Raw genomic sequence first — 26,706 nt, 5'->3', positions numbered from 1 at the left:
TCCCCACTGGGTGGGGAGGAAAGAGATCGGCTCTTAGCTGACGTGGGGCGTGATGATGCCCAGCGGCAGGGTGGTGACGTTCTTGACGCCGCGCGTGACGATGTGGCTGGCGCAGTCGGAGACGATGCCCAGGGTCAGCAGCTTGTCGCGCAGGAACTGATCGAAGGCGTGCATGTCCGAGGTGATGATGCGCAGGACATAGTCCTCGCGGCCCGTGATGGTGGCGCACTGCACCACTTCCGGCCACTGGGAGACAGCGGCTTCGAAGATGTCGAGGTTCTCGCGCGAGGGCAGGCTCAGCTTGACGATGGCGTAGACTTCGAAGTCCAGACCCAGCAGACCGGCGTCCAGAAGCGTGACCCGCTTGCGTATCAGGCCAGAGTCCTCCAGTCTCTTGATCCGGCGCCAGCAGGGCGAGGCCGAAAGGCCGACGCGATCGGCGACCTCGGCGACCGACAATCCGGCGTCCTGTTGCAGGATGTCGAGGATGCGGGCGTCGATAGGATCAAGTTCGTCGGCCAAAGGCGTTTCTCCAAATGGGGATTTGACGCAATAAAATACCCCAAATCAGCATTTGGCAAGGGTATTTTTAGGAAAGCCAACAGAGACGCGCCATGCTATGCCCTCTTCATAGAGGAAACGCGGACGGATCAACCGGACGGGACGCATGATGAAGAACACCCCCACCCTGTCGCTGCGCGTGCCGGAGCCCTCGGGGCGTCCGGGCGATGCGCCCGATTTCAGCCACTTGCAGTTCGACCCCGCCGGCGCCGTGAGCCGGCCCGAGGTGTCGACCGCCCCCTATGACATGCGCGACCACGCCTTCCGGCTGGTCCGCGTGCTGGACGACGAGGGCCAGGCCGTCGGGCCGTGGGATCCCAAGCTGGACCCCGAAGTTCTGCGTCGCGGCCTCAAGGCCATGATCCTGACGCGCGCCTTCGACGAGCGGATGCACCGCGCCCACCGCCAGGGCAAGACCAGCTTCTACATGAAGTGCACCGGCGAAGAGGCCATCGCGGTGGCGCAAGGCATGATCCTGAGCCGCGAGGACATGGGCTTCCCCACCTATCGCCAGCAGGGGCTTCTGATCGCACGCGGCTATCCGCTGGCGAGCATGATGAACCAGATCTATTCCAACGCCGAAGACCCGATCAAAGGCCGCCAGCTGCCGATCATGTATTCGGCCAAGGACTATGGCTTCTTCACCATCTCGGGCAACCTCGGCACCCAGGTGCCGCAGGCCGTGGGTTGGGCCATGGCCAGCGCCTACAAGGGCGACGACAAGATCGCCATCAGCTGGATCGGCGACGGCGCCACGGCAGAAGGCGACTTCCACAACGCCCTGACCTTCGCCGCCGTCTACCGCGCCCCGGTCATCCTGAACGTAGTCAACAACCAGTGGGCCATCTCGTCCTTCATGGGCATCGCCGGCGGCCTGGAGACCACCTTCGCCGCCAAGGCCATCGGCTACGGCCTGCCGGCCCTGCGCGTCGACGGCAACGACTTCCTGGCCGTCTGGGCCGCGACCCAATGGGCCGAGGAACGCGCGCGCACCAACCAGGGCGCGACGGTGATCGAGCTGTTCACCTATCGCGGCGCCCCGCACTCGACCTCGGACGACCCCAGCCGCTATCGCCCCGGCGACGAGCATGAGAAGTGGCCGCTGGGCGACCCCATCGAGCGCCTGAAGCAGCACCTGATCGCGCTGGGCGAATGGTCGGACGACCAGCAGGTCGAGGCCGAGAAGGACGCCGTCGAACAGGTCCGCGCCGCCGGCAAGGAGTCCGAAGCCATCGGCACGCTCGGCCAATCGCGCCCCAGCGTGAAGACCATGTTCGAGGAGGTCTATGCGACCGAGGACTGGCGCCTGATCGAACAGCGCCGCGAGGTCGGAGTCTGACCATGACCACTGTTCCCATGAACATGATCCAGGCCCTCAACTCGGCCATCGACGTCAAGATGACGGAAGACCCCAACGTCCTGTCGTTCGGCGAGGACGCGGGCTATTTCGGCGGCGTCTTCCGCGTCACCGACCAGCTGCAGCAGAAGCACGGCCTGACCCGCAGCTTCGACGCTCCGATCAGCGAGTGCGGCATCGTCGCCGCCGCCATCGGCATGGGCGCCTATGGCCTGCGCCCGGTCGTCGAGATCCAGTTCGCCGACTACATCTATCCGGCCTATGACCAGATCGTCTCGGAAGCGGCCAAGATGCGCTACCGCTCGGGCGGTCAGTTCACCTCGCCGATCACCATCCGCAGCCCCTACGGCGGCGGCATCTTCGGCGGCCAGACGCACAGCCAGTCGCCGGAAGCCCTGTTCACCCATATCGCCGGTCTGAAGGTCGTCATTCCGAGCAACCCCTATGACGCCAAGGGCCTGCTGACCGCGGCCATCGAGGACGACGATCCGGTCGTCTTCTTCGAGCCCAAGCGCCTCTACAACGGCCCCTTCGACGGCTGGCACGAAAAGCCCGTCTCGCCGTGGAAGACCCAGGAACTGGCCCAGGTCCCGACCGAGAAATACGCCCTGCCCATCGGCAAGGCCCGCGTCATGCGCGAAGGCAGCGACGTCACCATCCTGGCCTATGGCACCATGGTCTGGGTCGCCCTGGCCGGCGCCGAGCACGCGGGCGTGGACGCCGAGGTCATCGACTTGCGGACGCTCGTGCCGCTGGACATCGCAACCATCGAGGCCTCGGTCAAGAAGACCGGCCGCTGCGTCATCGTGCATGAGGCGCCGAAAACCTCGGGCTTCGGCGGCGAGCTGTCGGCCCTGGTGCAGGAGCGCTGCTTCTATCACCTAGAGGCGCCCATCGCGCGCGTGACCGGCTGGGACACCCCCTATCCGCACGCCTTCGAGTGGGAATACTTCCCCGGCCCGCAGCGCGTGGCCGACGCCCTGAAAGCCGTCATGTCAGGAGGCCGTTAAGATGGGTCGTTTCGTCTTCAAGCTGCCCGACGTGGGCGAAGGCACTGCCGAGGCCGAGCTGGTCGCCTGGCACGTCGCGGTCGGCGACATGGTCGAGGAAGACCAGATCGTCGCCGACATCATGACCGACAAGGCCACGGTGGAAATCACCGCCCCGGTCAGCGGCAAGGTCACCGCCATCCACGGCGAGCCGGGCCAGATGGTGCCGGTGCGCGGCCCCCTGGTCGAATTCGAGGTCGAGGGCGCGGGCAATGCGTCCGACGCCGAGCCGACCCCTGCCCCCGTCGCCGCCAAATCCGAGCCGGCCCCAGTCGTCGCTGAAGCGCCGAAGGCCGAGGCCGCCCCGGTCAGCGCCCCGGCCGCCGCCGGCGGAGCGAACTATGTGTTCAAGCTGCCCGACGTGGGCGAAGGCACGGCCGAAGCCGAACTGGTCGGCTGGCACGTCAAGGTCGGCGACGCGGTCGAGGAAGACCAGATCCTCGCCGACATCATGACCGACAAGGCCACGGTCGAGATCACCAGCCCGATCAACGGCGTGGTCGTGGCCCTGCACGGCGATGCGGGCCAGCAGGTCCCCGTCGGCGGGCCTCTTGTCAGCTTCAAGGTCGAGGGCAAGGGCAATGTCGCCGTGGCTCCGGCTGCTGCTCCCGTCGCCAAGGCCGAGAAGGCCGCGCCAGCTCCGGTCGCCAAGCCTGCTGCTGCCCCCGCGCCCAAGGCCGAGGCCAAGCCCGTCCCCGCCATGACCGGCCGCCAGCCCGGCGAGCGCGCCCTCGCCTCGCCCGCCGTGCGCAACCGCGCCCGCGATCTGGGCATCGACCTGGCCTTCGTGCCGGGCTCGGGTCCCGCCGGCCGCATCCAGCATGAAGACCTCGACGCCTTCGTCGCGCGCGGGGGCTCGCTGCCCGCCGCCACCGTTGGAGCGGCCTCCTCGACCTACGCCCGCGCGGAAGGGACCACCGAGGTCAAGATCATCGGCCTGCGCCGCAAGATCGCGGAGAAGATGGCCGAGAGCGTCCGTCGCATCCCGCACATCACCTATGTCGAGGAAATCGACATGACGGCGGTGGAAGAGCTGCGCGCCCACCTGAACGCGACGAAGTCGAAGGACCAGCCCAAGCTGAACGTCCTGCCCTTCATCGCCCGCGCCATCGTCGTGGCCCTGCGCGACCAGCCCAGCATCAACGCCACCTATGACGACGAGGCCGGCGTCCTGACCCGGCACGCCCCGGTCCATCTGGGCATCGCCGCCCAGACGCCGAACGGCCTGATGGTGCCGGTCGTCCGCCACGCCGAGGCGCTGGACCCCTACGCCACGGCGCTGGAGATCGCCCGCGTCTCGGGCGCCGCCAAGGACGGCTCGGCCAAGCGCGAGGAGCTGTCCGGCTCGACCATCACCATCACCTCGCTGGGGACGCTGGGCGGCGTGGTTCACACGCCCATCATCAACCACCCCGAGGTCGCCATCGTCGGTCCGAACAAGATCGCCGAACGCGTGGTGGTCAAGGACGGCCAGATGGTCGTGCGCAAGATGATGAACCTGTCCTCCAGCTTCGATCACCGCATCGTCGACGGGCATGATGCTGCGGTCTTCGTGCAGCGCATCAAGGGCCTGCTGGAGCACCCGGCCACGCTCTGGATGAACTGATCGAACCCAACCCCTTCCGCTCATCCCCGCGGAGGCGGGGACCCAGGCTTTAGCTTCGGACCCCGCCCTTGGCCTTTTTCACCTACATCATGGCCAGCCGACGGAATGGGACGCTCTATACGGGCTCGACGGACGACATCGGTCTGCGCGCCTGGCAGCACAAGGAAGGGGCGGCGTCGAAGTTCACCGCCGAGCACGACGTAGAAAGACTGGTCTGGTTCGAAAACGCACGAAACCCGCGAGGCGGCGTTTCGACGGGAGCGTCAGACCAAGAAGTGGAATAGGCAGTGGAAACTGCGGCTGATTGAAGAAATGAACCCCGGCTGGCGCGATCTCGTCGAGACGCTGAGCGCATAGCCAAAAACCTGGGTCCCCGCCTCCGCGGGGATGAGCGGAAGTTGTTCGGATCATGCAGACCCTCAAGACCAAAGTCCTGATCATCGGCGCCGGCACCGGCGGCTACGTGGCTGGTATCAGATGCGGCCAGCTCGGCCTGGACACCGTGCTGGTGGACGGCGGCGACGGCCTGGGCGGCACCTGCCTGAACGTCGGCTGCATTCCGTCCAAGGCCATCATCCACGCGGCGGGCAAGTATGAGACGGTGCTGAAGGCCGCCGGCGACGGCACGCTGGGCATCACGGCGTCGGCCCCGGCCATCGACCTGTCCAAGACGGTCGCGTGGAAGGACGGCATCGTCAGGAAGCTGAACGCCGGCGTCGCCGCCCTGCTGAAGAAGGCCAAGGTCAAGGTCATCAAGGGCTGGGCCGAGTTCTCGGACGCCAAGACCTGCCGCGTCGAGACCGCCGACGGCCCCATCCTCATCACCGCCGAACACGTCATCCTGGCCACGGGGTCCGAGCCGGTCGAGCTGCCCTTCCTGCCCTTCGGCGACGACGTCATTTCCTCGACCGAGGCCCTGAGCCTGCCGGAAGTGCCGAAGAAGCTGGTCGTCGTCGGCGGCGGCTATATCGGCCTGGAGCTGGGCATCGCCTTCCGCAAGCTGGGCGCCGAAGTGGCCATCGTCGAGATGGCCGACCGGCTGCTGCCGCTCTACGACAAGGCCCTGACCGACCCGGTGCAGAAGTGGCTCGAGAAGCACGGCGTCGAACTGTTCCTCGGCGCCCGTGCGGGCGGCTTCGGCGACGGCAAGCTGAACGTCACCGACAAGGACGGAAGCCCGATGCAGCTGGACGCCGACAAGGTGCTGGTCACCGTCGGCCGTCGTCCGCGCACCAAGGGCTGGGGTCTGGAGACCATGGGCGTGGCCATGGACGGCGCCTTCGTCAAGATCGACAAGCGCTGCGCCACCAGCATGAAGAACGTCTGGGCCGTCGGCGACCTGACCGGCGAACCCATGCTGGCGCACAAGGGCTCGGCCCAGGGCGAGGTGGTCGCGGAAATCATCGCGGGCCATGACCGCATCTTCGATCCCGTCACCATCGCCGCCGTCTGCTTCACCGAGCCGGAGATCGTCTCGGCGGGCCTGGGTCCGCAGGACGTCGAGGGCCGCGACGACGTGATCCAGTCCATCTTCCCCTTCGCCGCCATCGGCCGCGCCCTGGCCATCGAGGCCGGCGAGGACGGCGGCTTCGTCCGCGTCATAGCCTCCAAGACCGACCACCGCATCCTGGGCATCCAGGCCGTCGGCCAGCACGTGTCCGAGATGTCCAACAGCTTCGCCCAGATGCTGGAAATGGGCGCCGTGCTGGAAGACGTCGCGGGCGTGATCCACGTCCACCCGACCCTCGGCGAAGCCTTCCACGAGGCCAGCCTGCGGGCGCTCGGGCACGCCATTCACATCTGAGGGCGCTATCGTCCTGCTTGCACTGGAAAGGGGGCCGCGATTTCGCCGCCCCCTTTTTTACTGTCAGTGCACCCGCGCCTTCCCGATCTCCAGCCCGTCCGGGCCGGCTGACACGGCCACCACGGACCCGTCCTCGATCTCGCCGGCGAGGAGTTTCTTGGCCATGGGGTCGACCAGTTCCTTCTGGATGACGCGCTTCAGGGGGCGCGCGCCGTAGACGGGGTCGTAGCCCTTGTCGGCGAGCCAGTGGAGGGCGCTGTCGTCGAGGGCCAGCGTCAGGCGGCGGTCGGCCATCAGCTTTTCGAGGCGGGCCAGCTGGATGCGGACGATGCCGCCCATCTGTTCGCGGCCGAGGCGGTGGAACAGGATGATCTCGTCGATGCGGTTCAGGAACTCGGGGCGGAAGTGGGCGCGGACCTGTTCCATGACCAGGGGCCGGACGGCCTCGACATCCTCGCCTTCCGGCTGGTCGGCCAGATGCTGGCTGCCCAGGTTGGAGGTCATGATGATCAGGGTGTTCTTGAAGTCGATGGTGCGGCCCTGACCGTCGGTCAGGCGGCCGTCGTCCAGCACCTGCAGAAGCACGTTGAAGACGTCGGGGTGGGCCTTCTCGACCTCGTCGAACAGGATGACCTGATAGGGGCGACGACGCACGGCCTCGGTCAGGGCGCCGCCCTCGTCATAGCCGACATAGCCGGGAGGGGCGCCGATCAGGCGGCTGACGCTGTGCTTCTCCATGTACTCGCTCATGTCGATGCGGGTGATGGCGTTGTCGTCGTCGAACAGATAGCCGGCCAGGGCCTTGGTCAGCTCGGTCTTGCCCACGCCCGTCGGGCCGAGGAAGAGGAAGCTGCCCAGCGGCTTGTTGGGGTCGTTCAGCCCGGCGCGGGCGCGGCGCACGGCGTCGGACACGGCTTCCAGCGCCTCGTCCTGACCGACCACGCGGCGGCCCAGTTCGTCCTCCATCTTGAGCAGCTTCTCGCGCTCGCCTTCCAGCATCTTGTCGACGGGGACGCCGGTCCAGCGGCTGACGACGGCGGCGATCTGCTCGGCGTCGACGACCTCGGGCGTCAGGGGACCTTCCGCCGGTTTCTCGGCGGCTTCGGCCTCGGCCAGCTGGCGTTCCAGTTGCGGGATCTGGCCGTAGGCGATCTCCGAGGCGCGGCCCAGATCGCCCGCGCGCTGGGCGGCGGCCAGTTCGGCGCGCAGACGATCCAGGGTCTCGCGCAGTTGGGCGCCCTGCCCGACCTTGTCCTTTTCCGACTTCCAGCGGGCGGTCATGTCGTCCGACTGGCCTTCGAGGTCGATGATCTCGTCCTCCAGCTTCTCCAGGCGCTGCTGCGAGGCTTGGTCGCTCTCCTTCTTCAGGGCCTCGCGCTCGATCTTGAGCTGGACCAGGCGGCGGTCGATCTCGTCCAGAGCCTCGGGCTTGGAATCCACGGCCATGCGCACGCGCGACGCGGCCTCGTCGATCAGGTCGATGGCCTTGTCGGGCAGGAAGCGGTCGGTGATGTAGCGGTTCGACAGGGTCGCGGCCGCCACGATGGCGCTGTCGCTGATGCGCACCCCGTGGTGGACCTCGTACTTCTCTTTCAGTCCACGGAGGATCGACACCGTGTCCTCGACGGTGGGTTCGGCGACGAAGACCGGCTGGAACCGACGGGCCAGGGCCGCGTCCTTCTCGACGTGCTTGCGGTATTCATCGAGCGTGGTGGCTCCGACACAGTGCAGCTCGCCGCGCGCCAGAGCGGGCTTCAGCAGGTTGGAGGCGTCCATGGCCCCGTCGCCCTTGCCGGCGCCGACCAGGGTGTGCATCTCGTCGATGAACAGGACGATGCCGCCCTCGGCCTGCGCCACCTCGTTCAGCACGGCCTTCAGCCGCTCCTCGAACTCGCCGCGATATTTGGCGCCCGCGATCAGGGCGCCCATGTCCAGCGACAGGACCTTCTTGTCCTTCAGGCTTTCCGGCACGTCGCCGTTGACGATCCTCAATGCGAGTCCTTCGACGATGGCGGTCTTGCCGACGCCGGGTTCGCCGATCAGGACGGGATTGTTCTTGGTGCGGCGGGCCAGGACCTGAATGGTGCGGCGGATTTCCTCGTCGCGGCCGATGACGGGGTCGACCTTGCCGTCGCGCGCGGCCTCGGTCAGGTCGCGGGCGTAGCGTTTCAGGGCGTCGTAGCTGTCCTCGGCCGAGGCGTTGTCGGCGGTCTTGCCCTTGCGCATTTCGGCGACGGCTTCGTCCAGCTTCTTGGGCGTGACGCCGGCGGATTTCAGCGCCTCGGCGGCGGCCCCGCCCTCCTTGGCGATGGCGGCCAGCAGACGCTCGGTGGTGACGAAGGCGTCGCCGGCCTTCTTGGAGGCCTCCTCGGCGGCGCTGAAGACGCGGGCCGTGTCGCCGTCCAGATAGAGCTGGCCCGAGCCGCCCTCGACCTGGGCCCGCTTCTTCAGCAGGCCCTCGGTGACGATTTCCACGGCGGACGGATCGCCGCCCGCCTGATCGATCAGCTTGCGGGCGAGACCGTCGCGTTCCTCGAGCAGCACCTTCAGCAGGTGCTCGGGCGCGAACTGTTGGTGCCGCCGGGCGAGCGCCAGCGACTGGGCGGATTGGACGGCCTGTTTGGCGCGGTCGGAATAGAGGTCGAGATTCATTTCGATGCAGTCCCCTCGGAAGGCGGAAAACCATCAACGCGCCCTTCTGCGAAGCGGCGCCTTGAGTTGTGTCAAACGAGGTGGGCGTGACCTATCCGCCACGCAAGGGGCGATGGCATGGAACCCCAAGCGTCGCCGTGCGCTAGGTCCCCATGCTGACGACCAAGATGAACCCCCGCGTCTTCTGGGGGGCCAGCGCCATCACCGGCGGCCTGCTGCTGCTGGCCCTGATCGCGCCCTCCACCTCCGACCTGATTTTCGGCGCGGCCCAGGCCTGGGTGATCGAGACCTTCGGCTGGTTCTATGTGGCGGCGGTGGCGGGCTTCCTGCTGTTCGTCACCGTGCTGGCGCTGGGGCCGACCGGGCGGCTGAAGCTGGGGCCGGACGACTGCGAGCCGGACTTTCCCTATGTCTCATGGCTGGCCATGCTGTTCGCGGCGGGCATGGGCATCGGCCTTATGTATTTCGCTGTGGCCGAGCCGGTGCAGCACTATATCGCCCCGCCCGAGGCCGCGCCCGGCTCCCTCGACGCCGCGCGCGAGGCCATGGTCATCACCTATACCCACTGGGGCGTGCACGCCTGGGCCATCTACGCCGTGGTGGGGCTGAGCCTGGCCTATTTCGCTCACCGAAAAGGCCTGCCGCTGACCATGCGGTCGGGACTCTATCCCCTGCTGGGCAAGCGGATCAACGGGCCGATCGGCGATGCGGTCGACATCTTCGCCATCTGCGGCACCCTGTTCGGCATCGCCACTTCGTTGGGGCTGGGGGTGGCCCAGATCACCTCGGGCCTGAACTATTTGGCGGGCGCGCCCAATACGGTGACGGTGCAGGTCGGCCTGATCGTGGTGGTCATGGGGGCGGCGACGATCTCGGTCCTGACCGGGGTGGACAAGGGGGTGCGGCGGCTGTCCGAGCTGAACCTGGTCCTGGCCGTCTGCCTGATGCTGTTCGTCCTGGCGGCGGGGCCGACCCTGTTCCTGCTGCGGGCCTATGTGCAGAATTTCGGTCTGTATCTGGACCACTTCTTCGTGCGCACCTTCACCCTCTACGCCTATGAGCCGCGGGCGTGGATGGCGGACTGGACCCTGTTCTACTGGGCCTGGTGGATCGCCTGGTCGCCCTTCGTGGGCATGTTCATCGCCCGCATCTCGCGCGGGCGCACGGTGCGCGAGTTCGTCATCGGCGTGCTGCTGGTCCCGACCGCCTTCACCTTCCTTTGGATGACGGTCTTCGGCAACTCGGCCATGAGCCTGGATCTCGGCGCGGCGGGAGGGGCGATTTCGGACGCGGTTCAGGCGGACCTGTCGACCGCCCTGTTCCGCTTCCTGGAGTATCTGCCGGGCACGGCGATCACCTCGACCCTGGCGGTGGCTCTGGTGGCGGTCTTCTTCGTCACCTCAGCGGATTCCGGCTCGCTGGTCATCGACACCATTGCGTCCGGCGGCGCCGAGGAGACGCCGCGCTGGCAGAGGATCTACTGGTGCCTGCTGCTGGGGCTGACGGCGGCCCTGCTGTTGCTGGCCGGCGGTCTGGGCGCGCTGCAGGCCGCGACCCTGGTGGCGGCGCTGCCGTTCGCCGTCATCATGATCCTGCTGGCCTTCGGTCTGGCGCGACAGATGAACGCCGACCTGAAGGGCGAGGCGGTCGAGACCGAGGCCCCGCCCCTGCGCGAGCGCCTGAAGCGGATGCTCGCCCCCGCCCATCGCAAGGACATCGCCCGCCAGATGGAGCGGCAGGGCGCCCCGGCCCTGGTCGAGGTGCGCAACGCCCTGGTTGAGGGCGGGCTGGAGCACAGCCGGGTCGAGATGGACGAGAACGGGGTCTGGCTGGTGGTCGAACACGCCAACGGCCGCGACTTCCTCTATCGCATCGGCGCCCGGTCGCGGCCCCTGCCGGCCCTGACCGCGCTGGAGGCGCCCGAGGCGCGGCGCGCGCTGGAATGGCGGATGACGGCCCAGACCGGCGACGGAACGCGCGCCCGCGACATCACCGGCTTCGCCCGCGCCCAGATCGTCGCCGACGTGCTGGAGCATCTGCAACGGTGGCGGCTGGCGGCCTAGCCCCTTGGCCGGAGGGAGGCAGGGCGCTAGCGTCGCCGTTCTGTTTTCCGGAGCGTGCCCATGTCCATCCGCCTGTCGCGTCGCGCGGCGCTGATTTCCTCCGCCGTCGCCACGACCGGCGTCGCCCTGCCCGCGACCGGCTGGGCCCAGACCAGCGCCGACATGCGCACCGACGACGAGATCGCCGCCGCCGCCGACGCCTGGGTGCAGCGTTGCATGGCCGCCTGGCCGGACCAGCCGGCGGTGTCCCTGGCCCTGGTGCGCGACGGCAAGACGGTGCTGGCCAAGGGTTACGGCGTGCGCCGTCAGGGCAAGGCCGAGCCGGTCGACGAGCACACCCTGTTCGCCCTCGCCTCCAACTCCAAGAACGTCACCGCCGCCTGCCTGGCCATCCTGGTCGACGAAGGCAAGGTGAAGTGGGACGAGCCGATCAAGACCTATCTGCCCGGCTTCACCCTGTCGGACCCGGTGATCGGCGAGCGCATCACGGTTCGCGATACGCTGAGCCACCGCGCCGGGTTCGGCCTGGGCGCCGGGGACCTGCTGTTCTGGCCCAACAGCGACCGGACCCGCGCCGAGATTCTGGCCCAGGCCGCCTTCGTGCCGATCGAGGACGGCTTCCGCGAGGAGTACCACTACTGCAACCTGATGTTCGTGGTCGCGGGCGCCGTGATCGAGGCGGTCTCTGGCCTCTCGTGGGAAGACTTCGTCCAGACCCGCATCTTCGACCGCGTGGGCATGAGCGAGAGCGTGCCTCTGGCGCGTCTGGCCGACCCGAAGAAGAGCGCCCTGCCCCACGGCCGCGTCGGGCCGCCGCTGCGCTATCAGGGGGCGATGACGCAGATCGCGGACTCCATCGTCGAGGTGTGGAACTGGGATTCGGCGGCGGCGGCGGGCGGCATCTGCGCCAGCGCCAATGATTGGGCGAAATGGATCGCCGTGCGCCTGAACGACGGCAAGCTGGCCGACGGCACGCGCCTGTTCTCCGAAGCCGCCGCGCAGGAGATGTACAAGCCGAACATCATCGTCATCTCCTCGGCCGGGCCGACGGCGGAACTGCCCAACCAGGCCGTGGCCTCGACCTACGCCATGGGGTTGCAGGTTCAGGACTATCGCGGCGAACGGCTGGCCACCCACGGCGGCGGCTCGCCCGGCGGCATCTCGGCCACGGTGCTGATTCCCGGCCGCAAGATCGGTTTCAGCGTCTTCACCAACGCCGAGGAGAGCTTCCTGCTGCGCGCCCTGCGCGCGGGCCTGTCGGACATCGCCATGAACAAGGTCGACGTCGACTGGATCGCCGATTCCAAGAAGCGCGAGGCCGAAGGGACCGAGAAGTCGCTGAAGGCCGCCGTCGAGATCGACGCCAAGCAGGCGGCGGGCGCGGCGCCGTCGATGCCGCTGGAGGCCTATGTCGGGACCTGGCGCGACCCCTGGTACGGCGACATCACGATCGAACAGAAGACCGAGGGACGCGGCCGGAACAGGAAGACCGGCCTGTGGCTGGCCTTCACCCGCACCCCGGCGCTGCGGGGCTGGCTGGAGCCCTATGACGGCGAAACCTTCCGCACCCGCTTCCCCGACAAGCGCGAGGAAGACGCCTTCATCACCTTCAGCATCCTGACCGCCAAGCCGGCGACGGCGACGCTCAAGGGCGTCTCGCCCGACATCGACTTCAGCTACGACTATCAGGACCTGCGGCTGACGCGGGTCTGAGTCCAGCAAGAAGGGGCGGTCCCAAACGGGCCGCCCCTTCTTCGTTAGCCGTTGAATGCAGCCTCAGCGCGCCGCCGGGCGCTGGCCCGCCTCGAGGATCGGCATGCCCGCCTCGGTGGGGATGTAGATGGTCTGGCGGCCTTCCTTGCCGGCGGTTTCCTGCAGCATGTTGATGTAGGACCAGCGCAGATAGGCCTCGGGGCCGCCCAGGGCCTGGGCCATGATGCGGTTGGCCTCGTTGGCGCCCTTGGCGCGTTCGATCTCGGCGGCGGCGGTCAGCTTGGCGGAATCGAGGGCGGCCTGGGCCTCCAGCACGCGGATGCGGCGGTTCTGCACCGCCTCCTCATAGGCCGCCTTGCCCGCCATCTGCTTGGAATAGACGTTGTAGGTCGGGAAGCCGACCAGGACGACGGCGATCAAGACGCCGATGGCGATGACCGAGCCGACGGTGAAACCGATGCCGCGCATGAGCGCCTCCCCTGAATGGACGGCCGTCAGGGTGGACGCCCGCCACGTCCCCGGTCAAGGGTCGGCGGGCAAGCTCAGCGCCCGGCGGGGACCAGTTCGATCAGGTCGAGGTTGGACTCGTTCGCCGGCCAGGGGATGACCAGCCGCCAGCGATGCTCGCCGATGCGTTCGACCACAGCTGCCATGTCACGATCCGGCCTCAGGCCGTACGAGCGGGCGGCGGGTTCGGACGCCAGGGCCATCGAGCCGAGAAAGACCATGTGGCGGTCGTTCTCGGGGAACAGCAGGCCGCCAGGGCGCTGCGACCCCGTCAGCTTGGAGAACTTCAGCCCGGCGGGCGTCCGCTCGATGCGGCAGGCGAACCAGCCGTAGACGACATAGCCCAGGCCCTGCTCGCCGCCCTGCGACCCCAGCTTGACGGTGCGGCAGCGATAGTTTCCGACCGGCGGCGTCACCGACGAACGCCCGGCGCCGGGGTCGATCAGCACGCCCAACGCGGACAGATCGCCCGAACCCGGCTGACGGCGGGCCTGCTGCAGGGCCAGGGTCCAGGCGGCGTCGCGGCGCTGATAACGGTCGCGGTCAGCGGCGGTGATGACCGCGCGCCAGTCGCTGAGCACGGCCCCGCCGGACGCAGCGGCCAGGTTCGAAGGCGGCGGCGGCGGAGGCGGCGGCGTGATCGCGCAGGCCGCCAGCAGAGCGGACGCCGACAAGCTCGGAACCAGAAGCCGGGCGCGCCAGATCGCCTTGAAACGCGATATGCAGGCCGACGAACGTGACATGGGCGCTCCCTCGCACAGGGTCGAAAAGCCCCCGTTTCTTAGGAAGCCCTCCCCGCGCGCCGCGTCAACCCCGGGGCGAAAGCCCGCCCTATTCGGCGAACAGGGTCACGCGGCGTCGGCGGGCGGCGCCGCGCGCGTCGCCAGGGCCAGCGACAGCGCCTCGACCAGGGCCGGGATCTGCAGCGGCTTGGTCAGATATTCGGCGAAGCCCGCCGCGCGCCCGCGCCGAATGTCGGCCGGCGTGGCCCGCGCCGACAGGGCGAGCACCGGCAGATGGCGCGTCAGGGGATCCTCACCCAGCCGCGCCTTGACCTCGAACCCGTCCATGCCCGGCAGGTTGATGTCGAGCAGGATCACGTCGGGCCGCAGGTCGCGGGCCAGCATCAGCCCATCCGGCCCCGTCTCGGCCACGTGCAGCTGGATGCGGCCCAGGGCCATGACCACATGGCGCATCAGGGCGATGTTGGAGGGGTTGTCCTCGACATAGAGCAGCGTCGCCTCGGGCAGGCGGGCCTCTGGAACCGGCGAGGCGACGACTGTGCGGGCCTCGGCCACGGCGAGCGGCAGGCGAATGGTGAAGACCGCGCCCTCGCCTTCGCGGCTCTCCGCCTCCAGCCGGCCGTCCATGGCCTCGATCAGACGCCGCGCCACCGCCAGGCCGATCCCGGCCCCCGGCACGTCGGACGCTTCGCGTCCCAGACGGTTGAAGGGCTGGAACAACTCGTCCATTCGCGCGGCCGGAAGACCCTGGCCCGTGTCGCGGACGTCCAGGCTGACGCCGTCGTCCGACTGGCGCGCCTCGATCAGGACCACCCCGCCGGGACGATTGTATTTGACGGCGTTGGCGATCAGGGCCGTCAGCACCTGTCGCAGGCGTTCGCAGTCAGCCCGCGCGGCGAGGCCTGCCACGGGCGGCGGCTCGCGCAGTTCAACCTGGGCCGCCTCGGCCATAGGGCGCAGGCGCTCGCACACCTGTCGCGCGATCAGCAAGGGATCGACCCGCTCGACCGCCACCGCCAATCGGCCGCTCTCGATGTCGGCCAGGTTCAGAACCTCGTCCACCAGGGTCAGCAGCCGGGCGCCGGCCGCGCGGATCTGCTCGACGGCCTGATGCTGGCGATGGGTCAGCGGCTCCTGCCCCTCGTTCATCCGCATCAGGTCGGAAAAGCCGATGACGGCGTTGAGCGGCGTGCGCAGCTCATGGCTCATGCTGGCCAGGAACTCGGTCTTGGCCCTATGCGCCGCCTCGACCTGGGCGGCCTGCCCTTCGGCGGCGGCAAGCGCCGCCTGAAGCTCGCGGGCGCGCTGCTCGGCGCGGGCCTCGAGCGTGGTGTTGAGCCGCCGCAAGGTCTTCACCTCGCCGCCGGCCTTCATCGCGAGCCGCAATCCCGCCCAGCAGCCGGACAGAGCCAGGGCGAGCACCACCAGAACGAGTTCCATCGCACGTCCTCCCGATGCCTCGAGAATAACGCCCATAGATTGATGTTATGTAAAAATACGCGCTAAGGTTGCGCGCAGCCGATCAGCCCTCGTCGGCAGCGGGTTCGACCTTGCGACGCGGCGCACGACGCTTGGGCGCGGCGGCCTCGTCCGAGACTTCCGCTTCGTCCGAGGACGGGGCGGAGGGACGGGTCAGGAAGCCGGGCAGGCCCATGCCGTCGCTGACTTCGGCCTCGCCGGGCGCGTCGACCGGCGCGCGCTCGGCGCGCGGACGGCGCGGGGCGCGGGCGGGACGGGCGTCAGCCTCGGCTTCGACGGCAGGCGCGGCGGCCTCTTCCGAACCGGCTTCAGGAACATATTCGGCCTCGGCCAGGGCGCGGGCTTCGTCCTCGGGCGTGGCCTCGCCGGCCTCGAAGCGACGGTTGCGTTCCTCGCGGCGACGCTCCCAGCGCTCGCGGCGGGTCTCGCGACGGCCGCCTTCACGGGCCTCGCCCTCGGCGCGGGGTTCGCGGTCGTCAGCGCGGGGTTCGCGCGGCTCGCGCGGTTCCCGATCCCGGTCGCGGTTGTTGTCGCGATCCCGGTTGTTGTCGCGGTTGCTGTAGTCGCGGTCGCGGTTGGCTTCGCGCTCGGCGCGCTCGGCCTGGCGGCGGGCGTCGTCCTCGGCCTTCTGCTGCTCGGCCTGGGCGGCGGCGATGATGGCGGCGGCCTGAGCGCCCGACTCGTCTTCGAAGTCGATGTCGAAGCCCTGGCCGGCCAGTTCGCGCTGGGCGATCTCGCTGACCGGACGCTGGGGCTGCAGGGCGCGCAGGACGCGGAAATAGTGTTCGGCGTGCTGGGTGTAGTTCTCGGCCAGCACCCGGTCGCCGGCGGCCGAGGCGTCGCGCGCCAGCTGCATGTAGCGCTCGTAGACGGTCTGGGCGTTGCCGCGGACCTTGATGTTCTCAGGGCCTTGCGAGTCCCACGACCGGTTCGGATTGGTGGCGTTGGCGTTGTTGCCGCCGCCGCTGCCGGGCTTCCGGTTGCGTCCGCGCTGACGCTTCATGCCCTTGAAATCTCTCATCGGAGCTTACCGTGCTGGTGCGGGCCGCCGTCGGGTGAGGACGGGCAGGACCCAGTTCGTCGTTCCGTTCGGTCGGGGCCAATCCCCGTATCGATGTGCTCGGAAAACCGTTCGCCGCCCTGTGGTCCGCCGGACCGACCGGCCCGACCGTCACTGGCCCAGACGCGCTTGAGCGAGCAAACCTGCCCGAAAAGGATGCGTTTGAGTGGGAGACAAGAAACGACTTAGCGCGCGATGACGTCGTTTCCAAGGCTTTTGTTGCGCGGCCCTTCTGGCCCCGATCAGGCTTCCGGGATGGGATCGACGCGCGGGTCCGGGCCGTTGGTGACGACGCGGTCGCGCTCGCCCAGGTCCTTGACCACCTTGACCCCGGTGAAGCCGGCCGCCTCGAACAAGGCCTTGACCTGCGCCCCCTGGTCCCAGCCGATCTCGACGGCGAAGACGCCTTCGGGACGGAGGATGCGGGCGATCTCGGGGGCCAGGTCGCGATAGGGCTGAAGCCCGTCCGGGCCGCCGTCCAGCGCCAGATGCGGGTCGTGCTCACGCACTTCCGGGTCAAGGCCGGCGATGTCGCCGGTCGGAATATAGGGCGGGTTGGACACCACCAGATCGAAGCTGTCGTCGGCGAAGCCGGTGGCCCATTCGGTGCGGATGAAGGTGCAGCGCTCGTTCAGGTCCAGGTTGGCGGCGTTCTCGCGCGCCACGGCGATGGCCTCGGTCGAGATGTCGGTGCCGACGCCGCGCGCGCCCGGCCGCTCGACCAGGGTGGCCAGCAGGATGGCGCCCGAGCCGGTGCCCAGGTCGATGAAGTCGAAGGCGCGCTGCGGCGCAAAGGCGCGGACGATGACGTCCAGCAAGGTCTCGGTGTCCGGGCGCGGGCTAAGCACGTCGGGGGTGACGTTCAGCATGATCTTCCAGAAGCCCTTCTTGCCCAGGATGCGCGACACCGGCTCGCGCTTCAGGCGACGCGCGACCATGGCCTCCAGGGCGGCGAACTTGTCGGCCTCGATGACACGATAGGGATCGGTCAGGATGTCGACGCGGCCCGCGCCGGTCGCGGCCTCCAGCAGCAGGCGGGCGTCGATCGACGGGCTGTCGATGCCGGCGGCTTTCAACTGGGCTTGCGCGCCCTTCCAGGCGGTGAGCAGGGTCGGGGCGGCGGGGGCGTTTTCGGACATGATGGGTGATTGGCGCTTGCGGCGGGCGATTTCAAGACGGAACGCGATGTGGAACGCGGGGCCAGCGTGGCCGTTCAGGGGCGGATGGGGATGCAGAACCTTGTGAAACGGGCGCCGCAACGGCGATCAGGCGGCGCGATCTGGCGTTATGTCGGCGCGACGATGGGCGGGCTGGCGGCGGGGGCCACGGCGGCGCACCTGCTCTATACCCAGGGCCACAGGTTCGGCGTCGAACTGCGGCCCAAGCGCCCCCTGCCCCTGGAGCCGCGCGAGCCGACGCCCGAGGACTATGACGCAGACGAGCCCGGACGCGGCCGTCTGGCCCGACACCCGGTCCACATCCCGCGCAAGGGCTGGATCGACATCGCCTGGCGCACGACCATGGGTTATTTCGGCGACCGGGTCGGCTTCGTCGCCGGAGGCGTGACCTTCTTCATGCTGCTGGCCCTGTTCCCGACGCTGGGCGCCTTCGTCACCATCTACGGCCTGTTCGCCGATCCCGCCGACGCCTGGGGCCAGCTGAGCTTCCTCTATGAGGTGCTGCCGTCGAACGTGGCCCAGTTCCTCGGGGCCGAAATGCAGCGGCTGGCGAGCGGGTCGACCGGACAGCTGACCTTCACCCTGGTCTGGACCCTGGCCCTGTCGCTGATGGCGGCGAACGGCGGGGTGAAGACCCTCTTCTATGGCCTGAACCTCGCCTATCACGAGGTCGAACGGCGCAACATCATCACCTACAACCTGGTGTGCATGGGCTTCACCGTCTCGGGCCTGCTGGCGGTGCTGCTGAGTTCAGGTCTGGTGGTCGGCGTGCCCGTGGTGCTGAGCCTGCTCGGGCTGGAGGAGGAATGGGCGCATCTGGCGCCGCTGCGCTGGCCGCTGTTGTTCCTCGGCTATGTCGGCGCCCTGACCCTGATCTATCGCATGGCCCCCAGCCGGGCGCGGGCGCGCTGGCGCTGGCTGACGCCGGGGGCGGTGTTCGCGGCGACCTTAAGCCTGCTGGTGTCCTTCCTGTTCAGCTGGTTCCTGAGCAACTTCGTCCGCACCGACTCCTACGGCCCGCTGGCGGCGGCCATGGGCTTCCTGCTGTGGACCTGGTTTTCGGTGCAGGTCATCCTGATGGGGGCGCGGCTGAACGCCGAGATCGAGCATCAGACAGCGCTGGACACCACCATCGGCAAGCCCCGGCCGATCGGCGAGCGCGGAGCGGTGATGGCGGACTCCGTCGGGCCGCGCCGAGGCAACCCGGCAGCCCTGGCCTTCACGCTGAAATACGCCGAGGCGCTGGGCGATCGGGTGCTGAGGCGACGCTCACGCCGCCGTTAGGCGTCAGCCGAACTCGGCTTCCAGGTCGGCCAGGCGGGCGGCCTGATCCTCGGCGATCAGGGCGTTCAGCATCGGATCGATGTCGCCTTCCAGAATCTGCGGCAGACTGTGCAGGGTCAGGCCGATGCGGTGGTCGGTCACCCGGCCCTGGGGGAAGTTGTAGGTGCGGATGCGCTCCGATCGGTCGCCCGAGCCGACCTGCGACTTGCGCGCGTCGGAGCGGGCGGCGTCCTTGGCCTGACGCTGCATGTCGTAGAGGCGCACGCGCAGGTTCCGCATCGCCTTGTCGCGGTTGACGTGCTGCGACTTCTCCGACGAGGTCACCACGATGCCGGTGGGCAGGTGGGTGATGCGCACGGCGGAATCGGTCTTGTTGACGTGCTGACCACCCGAGCCGGAGGCGCGGAAGGTGTCGATGCGGATGTCCTTGTCGTGGATCTCGATCTCGACGTCCTCGATCTCGGGCAGGACGGCGACGGTGGCGGCCGAGGTGTGGATGCGGCCTTGCGCCTCCGTCGCCGGGACGCGCTGGACGCGGTGGACGCCCGACTCGAACTTCAGCCGGCCGAAGACGCCCTCGCCGGTGACGGTGGCGATGATTTCCTTGTAGCCGCCGGCCTCGCCTTCGGTGGTGCTGTCGATCTCGACCCGCCAGCCCCGCGTCGAAGCGTAGCGCGAGTACATGCGGAACAGGTCGCCGGCGAACAGGGCCGCCTCGTCCCCGCCGGTGCCGGCGCGCACTTCCAGCACGGCCGAGGCGTTCTCGTCGGCGTCGCGCGGGGCCAGCAGCAGGGCGACCTCGCGCTCCAGCTCAGGCAGGCGCGCGTTCAGGACGTCCAGCTCGTCGGCGACCATGGCGGCCATTTCGGGGTCGGCGGCCATGGATTGCAGGTCCTCGACCTCGGCGCGGGCGCGGGCCAGGGCCTGCACCGCGTCGGCCACCGGCTTCATCTCGGCGTGTTCTTTCGACAGGCGCACGATCTCGGCGCCGTCCGAAGCCGCGCCCATGCGCGCCTCCACCTGGTGGAAGCGGTCGAGCACCTGATCGAGCCGGGCCTGGGGCAGTCGCAAGGGAGCGTCCTTTGAAGGAAATTTCGAGGGCGGAGCCTTACCCGCCGGACCGGCCCCTGTCGATGAAAAGGCCCGAACACGCGCAGATGGAGCGATTGTGAACAGCCGTCACAAGCCCGTCAGGCCGGTTCCTTCGCAGGTGCAAACCGCCTAGCTCGACAGGGGCTGAAACCAGACAGGAGACAGGCATGTTCGATGGAAACGCACGTTCGACCGCCGGGGCGGACGCCAATGTGGCGCGGTTGTGCGCCCTCTATGACGGGCTGCTGGAGCACCCCGACGCGACGGTTTCCGCCGAAGCCGAGACCGAACTGAAGGCCCTGGCCAAGATCTTCGATCTGGACGCCGACCGCCCCGCCGCCGAGCTGTGGCCCTATGTCCGCGCCGTTCTGGTGCGCCAGGCGCCGCCCGCGACGTCGGCGCCGCCATCCGTCGCCGAACCGATGACCGTGCTTCTGGTCGAGGACGACGCCGAGGCCGCCGCCGCCCTGACCGAGGCCCTGGACGCGGCCGGCCACCGCATCGTCGGCCCCTTCCACAGCGCCGAGGCCGCCGAGGCGGCGACCGCGCTTCACCCCATCGACGCCGCCCTCTTGGACATCAACCTGTCGGGCGAGGCCACCGGCGTCGATCTGGCCCGCAGCCTGAAGGCGCGCTGGGGCGTCCCGGTCATCTTCCTGTCCGGCGACGTCAGCGCCGCCGCCGGGAACGCAGAGCTGGCCGCCGCCATGGTGATCAAGCCCTATACCGGCCGCGACGTGCTGGACGCCCTGGCGCGCATCGGCCCGCACGACGCGGCCGTCGCTCGCGGCCGATAGGCGCGCCCCCCCTAGACCTGAGCCCGCAAAAGGCTCCAGTTAAGGTTCGGCAACATAACCGGCGTCAGCGGCGTTGGGCTCTGAGCAAGTGTCGGGGCAGGATTCGGGGCGCCATTGGACAGTATTGAAACCTTCCTGCTCTTTCTGGTCGTCGGCCTGCTGGCTCAGGCGGTCGACGGCGCCCTGGGCATGGCCTACGGGGTGATCTCGTCCTCGGTGCTGCTGGCCTTCGGCGTGCCCCCGGCGGCGGCCTCTGCCAGCGTCCACGCCGCCGAGGTCTTCACCACCGCCGCCTCGGCCGGCAGCCATGTCCTGCACCGCAACGTCGAATGGCGGCTCTTCTTCCCCCTGGCGCTCGCCGGCGTCATCGGCGGGGTCCTGGGCGCCTATGTCCTGACCGGGATCGACGGCCGGGTCATCAAGCCCTTCATCATCGGCTACCTAGCCCTGATCGGGGTGTGGATTCTGTGGCGGGCGGGGCATGACATCAAGCTGCGACACGTCCCCACCTGGCTTGTCGCCCCGCTGGGCGTGGTCGGCGGCTTCCTCGACACCGTCGGCGGCGGCGGCTGGGGATCGACCGTCAGCTCGACCATGGTCGGGGCCGGCCATGATCCGCGCCGCGCCATCGGCACGGTCAATACGGCCGAATTCTTCCTGGCAGTGGCGGTGTCTGCTGCCTTCGTCTGGTCGCTGATGAGCGGCCACTGGGAAGAGGCTGGCGCCCTGGAAAGCCATTTCACGGCCGTGGCCGGTCTGGTGGCCGGCGGCCTGATCGCCGCCCCTTTCGCCGGACTGATCGTCAAGAAGATCCCGCGCAAGGTCCTGACCTATTCGGTCGGCTTCCTGCTGCTGTTCCTGGCCGGCTTCCAGGGCCTGCAACTGGCCGGACTGGTCGGTCGATAGAAAAAGGGCGGGACCGGCCTGCGCCCGTCCCGCCCTTCTTGCCCTCAATCGACCGGATCAGCGCTTGGTATGGGCGCGGAAGCGTTCGATGAAGGCCTTGATGTTCTCGCGGATGGCGTATTCGTTCGCCAGACGCAGGCGCTCAGTGCCGACGAAGGCCTCGCCCATCCTGGCCGTGCCGGTGGCCGCGACCGTGTCGTCGAACACGATCCGCCCCGAGGCGTCCGTCACCGAATAGCGGACCCGGCTGGTCACGGACATGTCCAGACCGGCCATCGGCTGTTTCAGCTCCAGCATGGCTGCGGTCAGCGACAGCGGCGCATCGGCCGTGGCGCCCAGATAGCCCGCCGCCTTGAGCGACCCCTCCAGCGCCTGACGGAAGTCGCCGCTGGCGACCTCGGACCACAGCAGAGGATTGGTGGCCGTGCCGCCCGAGACGTTGACGATCTTGACCGCCTGGTAGCCGACGTCCCCCGCCTTGGCGGCGGTGACGGTCGAAGGCAGGACCATCATGGCCTCGGGACGAGCCGCCGAGGCGCAGGCGCCCAGCGACAACAGACCCAGGGAGACGGCGACGACGGCGGCGCGGCGGATCATGACGGCGCGGCTCACGGCTGGGCCTGCGGGGCGCCGGCGGCGCGGGCCCGCTCCGCCTCGGCCGCAGCCGTCGCGGCGGCCTCATGTCGGGCCGGCGCCAGCGTCACGATCAGCGGGTTCGGCGTCAGATCGTTCATGGCGCCGGAGGTGGCGTCAACCACGCCCCCGACCACGCCGCCGAAGACCAGGTTGCCGGCCAGACCCACGGTGCCGCCGCTCGAGACGCCGCTGGTGATCCGGTGCTCCTGGGTGACATAGCCCTCGCGCGAGATGGTCACGGTGAAGGCGTCCTTGCGCGGCATGCGGAAGGTGCAGGGCGTGGCGTCGCACTGGAAGCCGTTCGACGTCGCGGCGCGGGCGCCGGGCGGGCTGCTCTCGACGGTGAACTGCTGGGTGGTGCCGCGCGTGATGGTGGCGCAGGCCGGCAGGCTGACGCTCAATCCGGCGAGCGCCAGCGCTTGCACGGCGAAGCGTGCATGACGTTTGGAAATCATGGTGATCCCTAGACAAAGGACACGGTTCCGCCCCCCCGGCGGACCTGCCCTCACCTCGCATCACAACGTTCCCTCGTCAATCACGCAGGCATGACGTTAAGCACGTTGCCGGAAATCAGACCGGGACAGTGGCCTGGAAGCTGGGGCGCTGTTCCAGCGCGGCCTGGAGCGCCACAAGATTGGGACGCCCCGTCTTCCAGTCGTAGTCGGGGTGGCGGAAGCCGATCCAGCTGACGGCGACCCCGGCGGTCAGCACCCCCATGTCGAGTTGGCCGGCGTCGGGCGCGGCGGCTTCCAGGGCGTCCAGGGCGCGGCCCATGTTGAGGGTCCAGCGCGACATCCAGGTCGGCGACCGCTCCTGCTCGGGGCGGCGCTTCTCCAGCACCAGTTTGACGCCCATCTCCAGCGCCGCATTGCCCAGGGTCTCCAGGCGGCGCACCCGCAGCCGCTCGGCGCCGTCGGCCGGCAGCAGGCGCGGCCCCTCGCCCAGCGTGTCCAGGTATTCGCAGATGACCGGGCTGTCGTTGATCGGCAGGCCGTCCTCGGCCACCAGGGTCGGCACCTGCACCACCGGATTGGTGGCCAGCAGTTCCGGCGCATTGGCGTAGGGATCGACCGCGATCTCCTCGATCCGCTCGGACAGGCCCTTCTCGCGGGCGACGATGCGGACCTTGCGCGCGAAGGGCGACGGGGTGGTGATGTAGAGTTTCATGAATTCTGCTGCTCGGCACTCATCTGAACAAGAAACAACGCCAACGAACCTGCCATATTCACCGCCAGTTCCGCCTGTCGGGCATCGACGATTGGCCGATCCGGTCCAGTGCCGTGAGCGTCACTGTAACCGCCACGAACACGGCCCAATTTCTCAACAAGATCTCGAAGATTTTCAAGAAACTGCCGAAACCCATCGGTCCATTCTGGCGAATCCGTCACCTCAAGAACTCGATCAAATAAGGTCGGCATATTGTCGAATTTTTTGAAGGTCGCTCCTCGACGATCAAGCACATGCTTGAGAGCCGTATCGAGCGTCGTGGCTGCCATCGTGACGGCGCCCGGCCAATCGGCCTCAAGCCTTGCTCGGGACTTGCTCCAATCCTCGCGAACGAAAGCTGGTGTAAGATGATGCGCTAACAAATCTGGCGCTGCGCCCCCCGCCTTCACCTCTTCTAGAACAGCGAAAATCTGCTCATCCTCATTGTCCGCCGCGACCTCGCGCGCGACCTCAAGGAGCTTCGACATTTGAAGCTTTCCTAAGCGCCTGCTGACGTAATTCGCCTTTCCATCAAAGGCTTCACCCTGCTCACCATCGTCCAGCCCATATCGAAGACATACCTGTGGAAGAGTATGCGCCTTGGTGATGATGAGGCGTTCGATAACAAGCTGCTCCAGCTTAGCTCGCTTTGGAAATCGTTCAGGCCGCTGTTCGGTCATCAGTTTCGTTCCCCCGACGTGCCGCCTCAAGTTCGGCGGCCTTGGCCTCGACCAGTTCGACGATATGGTCGATCATGCCGTCATTGGCCTGTTTGCCGGCGATCTTGCCGTTCAAATAGACCATGCCCGCGCCCTTGCCGCCACCGGTGAAGCCGACGTCGGTGTAGAGGGCCTCGCCCGGGCCGTTGACGACGCAGCCGATGATCGACAGCGACATGGCCGTCGAGACATGGGCCAGCTTCTCTTCCAGGATGGCCACCGTCTCGATGACGTTGAAGCCCTGACGCGCGCAGGACGGACAGGCGATGATGTTCACCCCCCGGTGACGCAGTCCCAGCGACTTGAGGATGTCGAAGCCGACCTTGATCTCTTCCACGGGGTCGGCGGCCAGAGAGACGCGGATGGTGTCGCCGATGCCCGCCCACAGCATGTTCCCCATGCCGATGGCCGACTTGATGGTGCCTGTGCGAAGCGGCCCCGCCTCCGTCACGCCGAGGTGCAGCGGGCAGTCGATGGCGTCCGCCAATTGTTGGTAGGCGGCGACCGTCAGGAAGGGGTCGGAGGCCTTCACCGAGATCTTGAACTCGTGGAAGTCCAGGTCCTGCAGGATGCGCGCGTGGTTCAGCGCGCTTTCCACCATGGCATCGGGGCAGGGCTCGCCGTACTTCTCCAGAAGCTCCTTCTCCAGCGACCCGGCGTTGACGCCGATGCGCATGGAGCAGCCGTGGTCGCGGGCGGCCTGGACGACCTCCTTGACCCGCTCGATCGAGCCGATGTTGCCGGGGTTGATGCGCAGGCAGGCGGCGCCCGCCTGGGCCGCCTCGATGCCGCGCTTGTAGTGGAAGTGGATGTCGGCCACGAGCGGCACGCGGGCTTCGCGCGCGATGGTGCGGAAGGCCGCCGTCGACTCCTCGTCCGGGCAGGAGACGCGGACGATGTCGGCCCCGGCCTCTTCCAGCTGGCGGATCTGCTCCAGCGTCGCCGCCGCATCGGTCGTCGGCGTATTGGTCATCGACTGGACGCTGATCGGGGCGTCGCCGCCGACAGCGACCGAGCCGACCATGATCTGGCGGCTCTTGCGGCGCTCGATGTGGCGCCAGGGACGGATGTGGCCGAGTTCGGTGCTGTGGTCGCTCATGTCGCGCGGAACATAGGCGAGGAACGACGGCAAAACCACGACATCAGCCGCGGTCCGCGACGATTCACCCCGCCGGGGGAGCTACCGTTGCGGCGGGGGCGACGGCCGCGGGAGGCGGAGCGGCCGCCAGAGCGGCGGCGGCCTCGGCCGCGCGGGCGCGGGCCTGGGCTTCGGCGGCGGCGGCGGCGCGGGCCTCGGACTGGCGGGCGGCGGTCTGGGCGCGGGCGTTCAACTGCCCCAGAGGCGTCTGGGGCGCGGGCAGGACGCCGCCGTGCTCGCCGTTCAGATAGACATCAAAGGCGGTGGGATCGGGGGTGTCCACCGTGGCCGAGACGTTCGGCGGCGCGCGCCAGGCCTCGCCCGCCGCCAGCTGACGCGCGAACAGGACCCGGCCGTCGCCCTGACGGATCACCAGGATGGCGGGCTTCTTGGCCTGCAGGATGACCTGGGAGGCGATGGCCGAGGCGCCGTAAACCGCGCCGCGCGGGTTGAAGGCGGCCTGCACCGGCGGCGCCGGCGGCGGGACCGCATTCGGATCGTCAGGGTCGATGCCCGTCAGCTGGGCCTCAAGGCCGGGCGTGATGTAGAGGGCCGGGGTCGTCTGGTCCGGCGGCGCGGCGCGCGGCGCGCCCAGATACAGCGCCCGCTCGACCTCGGCGTCGGCTTCCTTGGCCCAGTCCTTGGGCACGGCGACCAGATCGGACGGATGCGGCGGCTCGATGCGGACAATGCGCTGGAAGACGTTCCAGCCGACTACGGCCAGGATCAACACGCCCAGGGCGGCCAGGATCTTGGGCGAGGCGCGCCGCACCTGCTGCTCCTGGACCTCGGTGCCGGTCGGCGCCTGAAGCGGTACGGCGGCTTCGGGGAACTCGCGCTTGAAGCGCTCGACCGCCGTCAGTTCGTCCAGGCCGAGAGCGCCAGCATAGGCCCGCACATAGCCCATGGAAAAGATGCGCGACGGCAGGACGGCGTATTCCCCCTGCTCCAGCGCCGTCAGATAGCGCGGATGCACCCGCGTCATGGTCGACAGCTGGGCCATGGAGCGGCCGGAGGCGAGACGGGCCGCGCGCAGGGCTTCGCCCAGCGTCTCGGCGTCCTCGAGGGACGGCGCGTCGTGCCGATCCTGATCCATGCAGCCGGGGTTCCGTTCGTGCGGACGCAGAGGCGTCCCGTCCTTGGCTTAGACGAGGCC

The 26,706-nt window shown here is 68.6% G+C and carries 24 protein-coding genes; 10 read left to right on the top strand and 14 right to left on the bottom strand.

Annotated elements, in window-relative coordinates; genetic code table 11:
• Positions 1-33 precede the first annotated feature (33 nt).
• A complete protein-coding gene (locus tag AC3IS2_RS00370; protein ID WP_489198697.1) occupies positions 34-522 on the bottom strand; it encodes an Lrp/AsnC family transcriptional regulator in 489 nt (162 codons plus the stop codon).
• Between the two features lie 145 nt (positions 523-667).
• Here AC3IS2_RS00370 and AC3IS2_RS00365 point away from each other — a divergent pair, with 145 nt between their 5' ends.
• The 5 genes from AC3IS2_RS00365 (at position 668) to lpdA (ending at position 6,377) form a co-directional block, all read left to right on the top strand.
• The gene (locus AC3IS2_RS00365) at positions 668-1,900 is read left to right on the top strand and encodes a 3-methyl-2-oxobutanoate dehydrogenase (2-methylpropanoyl-transferring) subunit alpha (RefSeq protein ID WP_489198696.1); all 1,233 of its coding nucleotides are present in this window, start codon (positions 668-670) and stop codon (positions 1,898-1,900) included.
• Positions 1,901-1,902: 2 nt separating this feature from the next.
• Positions 1,903-2,928 carry an alpha-ketoacid dehydrogenase subunit beta gene (locus tag AC3IS2_RS00360; protein WP_489198695.1) on the top strand — a complete coding sequence of 342 codons (1,026 nt, stop codon included), beginning with the start codon at positions 1,903-1,905 and terminating at the stop codon, positions 2,926-2,928.
• A gap of 1 nt (position 2,929) precedes the next feature.
• Positions 2,930-4,573: a dihydrolipoyl dehydrogenase family protein gene (locus AC3IS2_RS00355; protein ID WP_489198693.1), complete on the top strand. Its 1,644-nt coding sequence runs from the start codon at positions 2,930-2,932 to the stop codon at positions 4,571-4,573.
• Positions 4,574-4,641: 68 nt separating this feature from the next.
• Entirely contained in the window at positions 4,642-4,857 is a 216-nt protein-coding gene (locus tag AC3IS2_RS00350; RefSeq protein ID WP_489198692.1) for a GIY-YIG nuclease family protein, read from the top strand.
• Between the two features lie 125 nt (positions 4,858-4,982).
• Positions 4,983-6,377, top strand: coding sequence for a dihydrolipoyl dehydrogenase (lpdA, locus tag AC3IS2_RS00345; RefSeq protein WP_489198690.1), 1,395 nt, complete (start codon positions 4,983-4,985; stop codon positions 6,375-6,377).
• Between the two features lie 63 nt (positions 6,378-6,440).
• Here the strand turns inward: lpdA and clpB are convergent, their stop codons facing one another.
• The gene (clpB, locus tag AC3IS2_RS00340) at positions 6,441-9,029 is read right to left on the bottom strand and encodes an ATP-dependent chaperone ClpB (RefSeq protein WP_489198689.1); all 2,589 of its coding nucleotides are present in this window, start codon (positions 9,027-9,029) and stop codon (positions 6,441-6,443) included.
• Positions 9,030-9,181: 152 nt separating this feature from the next.
• Between clpB and AC3IS2_RS00335 the strand changes: the two genes are divergently transcribed.
• Together AC3IS2_RS00335 and AC3IS2_RS00330 are read left to right on the top strand one after the other, a co-directional pair.
• Positions 9,182-11,092 carry a BCCT family transporter gene (locus AC3IS2_RS00335; protein WP_489198688.1) on the top strand — a complete coding sequence of 637 codons (1,911 nt, stop codon included), beginning with the start codon at positions 9,182-9,184 and terminating at the stop codon, positions 11,090-11,092.
• 60 nt (positions 11,093-11,152) lie between these two features.
• Positions 11,153-12,805, top strand: a complete 1,653-nt coding sequence (locus AC3IS2_RS00330) for a serine hydrolase (protein ID WP_489198687.1) — start codon at positions 11,153-11,155, stop codon at positions 12,803-12,805.
• Positions 12,806-12,868: 63 nt separating this feature from the next.
• Here AC3IS2_RS00330 and AC3IS2_RS00325 read toward each other — a convergent pair whose 3' ends face one another.
• From AC3IS2_RS00325 to prmC, 5 genes are all read right to left on the bottom strand, one after another.
• Complete coding sequence (locus AC3IS2_RS00325; RefSeq protein ID WP_489198686.1) at positions 12,869-13,273, bottom strand: hypothetical protein; 405 nt, start codon at positions 13,271-13,273, stop codon at positions 12,869-12,871.
• A 74-nt stretch (positions 13,274-13,347) separates the two neighbouring features.
• Positions 13,348-14,055: a DUF4893 domain-containing protein gene (locus AC3IS2_RS00320; protein ID WP_489198685.1), complete on the bottom strand. Its 708-nt coding sequence runs from the start codon at positions 14,053-14,055 to the stop codon at positions 13,348-13,350.
• A 105-nt stretch (positions 14,056-14,160) separates the two neighbouring features.
• Positions 14,161-15,495, bottom strand: coding sequence for a hybrid sensor histidine kinase/response regulator (locus tag AC3IS2_RS00315; protein ID WP_489198684.1), 1,335 nt, complete (start codon positions 15,493-15,495; stop codon positions 14,161-14,163).
• An 82-nt stretch (positions 15,496-15,577) separates the two neighbouring features.
• Entirely contained in the window at positions 15,578-16,555 is a 978-nt protein-coding gene (locus AC3IS2_RS00310) for a DUF4167 domain-containing protein (protein ID WP_489198683.1), read from the bottom strand.
• Between the two features lie 281 nt (positions 16,556-16,836).
• On the bottom strand, positions 16,837-17,733 hold the full coding sequence (gene prmC, locus AC3IS2_RS00305; protein ID WP_489198682.1) for a peptide chain release factor N(5)-glutamine methyltransferase: 897 nt from the start codon (positions 17,731-17,733) through the stop codon (positions 16,837-16,839).
• Between the two features lie 9 nt (positions 17,734-17,742).
• Between prmC and AC3IS2_RS00300 the strand changes: the two genes are divergently transcribed.
• Positions 17,743-19,056, top strand: a complete 1,314-nt coding sequence (locus AC3IS2_RS00300) for a YihY/virulence factor BrkB family protein (protein ID WP_489198680.1) — start codon at positions 17,743-17,745, stop codon at positions 19,054-19,056.
• Between the two features lie 3 nt (positions 19,057-19,059).
• Here the strand turns inward: AC3IS2_RS00300 and prfA are convergent, their stop codons facing one another.
• The gene (prfA, locus tag AC3IS2_RS00295; RefSeq protein ID WP_489198679.1) at positions 19,060-20,127 is read right to left on the bottom strand and encodes a peptide chain release factor 1; all 1,068 of its coding nucleotides are present in this window, start codon (positions 20,125-20,127) and stop codon (positions 19,060-19,062) included.
• Positions 20,128-20,315: 188 nt separating this feature from the next.
• On the opposite strand from prfA, the gene AC3IS2_RS00290 reads away from it, so the two are divergent.
• Together AC3IS2_RS00290 and AC3IS2_RS00285 are read left to right on the top strand one after the other, a co-directional pair.
• Positions 20,316-20,945 (top strand): response regulator, encoded by a 630-nt coding sequence (locus AC3IS2_RS00290; protein WP_489198678.1) that lies wholly within the window; start codon positions 20,316-20,318, stop codon positions 20,943-20,945.
• Between the two features lie 114 nt (positions 20,946-21,059).
• Entirely contained in the window at positions 21,060-21,851 is a 792-nt protein-coding gene (locus AC3IS2_RS00285; RefSeq protein WP_489198677.1) for a sulfite exporter TauE/SafE family protein, read from the top strand.
• Positions 21,852-21,908: 57 nt separating this feature from the next.
• Here AC3IS2_RS00285 and AC3IS2_RS00280 read toward each other — a convergent pair whose 3' ends face one another.
• From AC3IS2_RS00280 to AC3IS2_RS00255, 6 genes are all read right to left on the bottom strand, one after another.
• Positions 21,909-22,463 carry a hypothetical protein gene (locus AC3IS2_RS00280; protein ID WP_489198676.1) on the bottom strand — a complete coding sequence of 185 codons (555 nt, stop codon included), beginning with the start codon at positions 22,461-22,463 and terminating at the stop codon, positions 21,909-21,911.
• Positions 22,460-22,942, bottom strand: coding sequence for a PEGA domain-containing protein (locus AC3IS2_RS00275; RefSeq protein ID WP_489198675.1), 483 nt, complete (start codon positions 22,940-22,942; stop codon positions 22,460-22,462). Before AC3IS2_RS00275 ends, AC3IS2_RS00280 begins: the two co-directional genes overlap by 4 nt.
• A 115-nt stretch (positions 22,943-23,057) precedes the next feature.
• The gene (locus tag AC3IS2_RS00270) at positions 23,058-23,654 is read right to left on the bottom strand and encodes a glutathione S-transferase N-terminal domain-containing protein (protein ID WP_489198674.1); all 597 of its coding nucleotides are present in this window, start codon (positions 23,652-23,654) and stop codon (positions 23,058-23,060) included.
• The gene (locus AC3IS2_RS00265) at positions 23,651-24,373 is read right to left on the bottom strand and encodes an abortive infection family protein (protein ID WP_489198673.1); all 723 of its coding nucleotides are present in this window, start codon (positions 24,371-24,373) and stop codon (positions 23,651-23,653) included. Before AC3IS2_RS00265 ends, AC3IS2_RS00270 begins: the two co-directional genes overlap by 4 nt.
• The gene (gene ispG, locus AC3IS2_RS00260) at positions 24,354-25,511 is read right to left on the bottom strand and encodes a flavodoxin-dependent (E)-4-hydroxy-3-methylbut-2-enyl-diphosphate synthase (protein ID WP_489198672.1); all 1,158 of its coding nucleotides are present in this window, start codon (positions 25,509-25,511) and stop codon (positions 24,354-24,356) included. Before ispG ends, AC3IS2_RS00265 begins: the two co-directional genes overlap by 20 nt.
• A gap of 64 nt (positions 25,512-25,575) precedes the next feature.
• On the bottom strand, positions 25,576-26,646 hold the full coding sequence (locus AC3IS2_RS00255) for a helix-turn-helix domain-containing protein (RefSeq protein WP_489198671.1): 1,071 nt from the start codon (positions 26,644-26,646) through the stop codon (positions 25,576-25,578).
• Between the last annotated feature and the right edge of the window lie 60 nt (positions 26,647-26,706).

The sequence above is a fragment of the Brevundimonas sp. KH_025 genome, assembly GCF_057839885.1.
The sequence above is the reverse complement of the archived record's forward strand: the minus strand, read 5'-3'. Positions and strand labels throughout refer to the sequence as shown.

Bases quoted from the DNA above. Each gene is read 5' to 3' on its own strand.
- AC3IS2_RS00365 (WP_489198696.1), top strand. From the start codon at position 668: ATGATGAAGAACACCCCCACCCTGTCGCTGCGCGTGCCGGAGCCCTCG.
- AC3IS2_RS00360 (WP_489198695.1), top strand. From the start codon at position 1,903: ATGACCACTGTTCCCATGAACATGATCCAGGCCCTCAACTCGGCCATC.
- AC3IS2_RS00355 (WP_489198693.1), top strand. From the start codon at position 2,930: ATGGGTCGTTTCGTCTTCAAGCTGCCCGACGTGGGCGAAGGCACTGCC.
- lpdA (WP_489198690.1), top strand. From the start codon at position 4,983: ATGCAGACCCTCAAGACCAAAGTCCTGATCATCGGCGCCGGCACCGGC.
- clpB (WP_489198689.1), bottom strand. From the start codon at position 9,029: ATGAATCTCGACCTCTATTCCGACCGCGCCAAACAGGCCGTCCAATCC.
- AC3IS2_RS00335 (WP_489198688.1), top strand. From the start codon at position 9,182: ATGCTGACGACCAAGATGAACCCCCGCGTCTTCTGGGGGGCCAGCGCC.
- AC3IS2_RS00330 (WP_489198687.1), top strand. From the start codon at position 11,153: ATGTCCATCCGCCTGTCGCGTCGCGCGGCGCTGATTTCCTCCGCCGTC.
- AC3IS2_RS00325 (WP_489198686.1), bottom strand. From the start codon at position 13,273: ATGCGCGGCATCGGTTTCACCGTCGGCTCGGTCATCGCCATCGGCGTC.
- AC3IS2_RS00320 (WP_489198685.1), bottom strand. From the start codon at position 14,055: ATGTCACGTTCGTCGGCCTGCATATCGCGTTTCAAGGCGATCTGGCGC.
- AC3IS2_RS00315 (WP_489198684.1), bottom strand. From the start codon at position 15,495: ATGGAACTCGTTCTGGTGGTGCTCGCCCTGGCTCTGTCCGGCTGCTGG.
- AC3IS2_RS00310 (WP_489198683.1), bottom strand. From the start codon at position 16,555: ATGAGAGATTTCAAGGGCATGAAGCGTCAGCGCGGACGCAACCGGAAG.
- prmC (WP_489198682.1), bottom strand. From the start codon at position 17,733: ATGTCCGAAAACGCCCCCGCCGCCCCGACCCTGCTCACCGCCTGGAAG.
- AC3IS2_RS00290 (WP_489198678.1), top strand. From the start codon at position 20,316: ATGTTCGATGGAAACGCACGTTCGACCGCCGGGGCGGACGCCAATGTG.
- AC3IS2_RS00275 (WP_489198675.1), bottom strand. From the start codon at position 22,942: ATGATTTCCAAACGTCATGCACGCTTCGCCGTGCAAGCGCTGGCGCTC.
- AC3IS2_RS00270 (WP_489198674.1), bottom strand. From the start codon at position 23,654: ATGAAACTCTACATCACCACCCCGTCGCCCTTCGCGCGCAAGGTCCGC.
- AC3IS2_RS00265 (WP_489198673.1), bottom strand. From the start codon at position 24,373: ATGACCGAACAGCGGCCTGAACGATTTCCAAAGCGAGCTAAGCTGGAG.
- ispG (WP_489198672.1), bottom strand. From the start codon at position 25,511: ATGAGCGACCACAGCACCGAACTCGGCCACATCCGTCCCTGGCGCCAC.
- AC3IS2_RS00255 (WP_489198671.1), bottom strand. From the start codon at position 26,646: ATGGATCAGGATCGGCACGACGCGCCGTCCCTCGAGGACGCCGAGACG.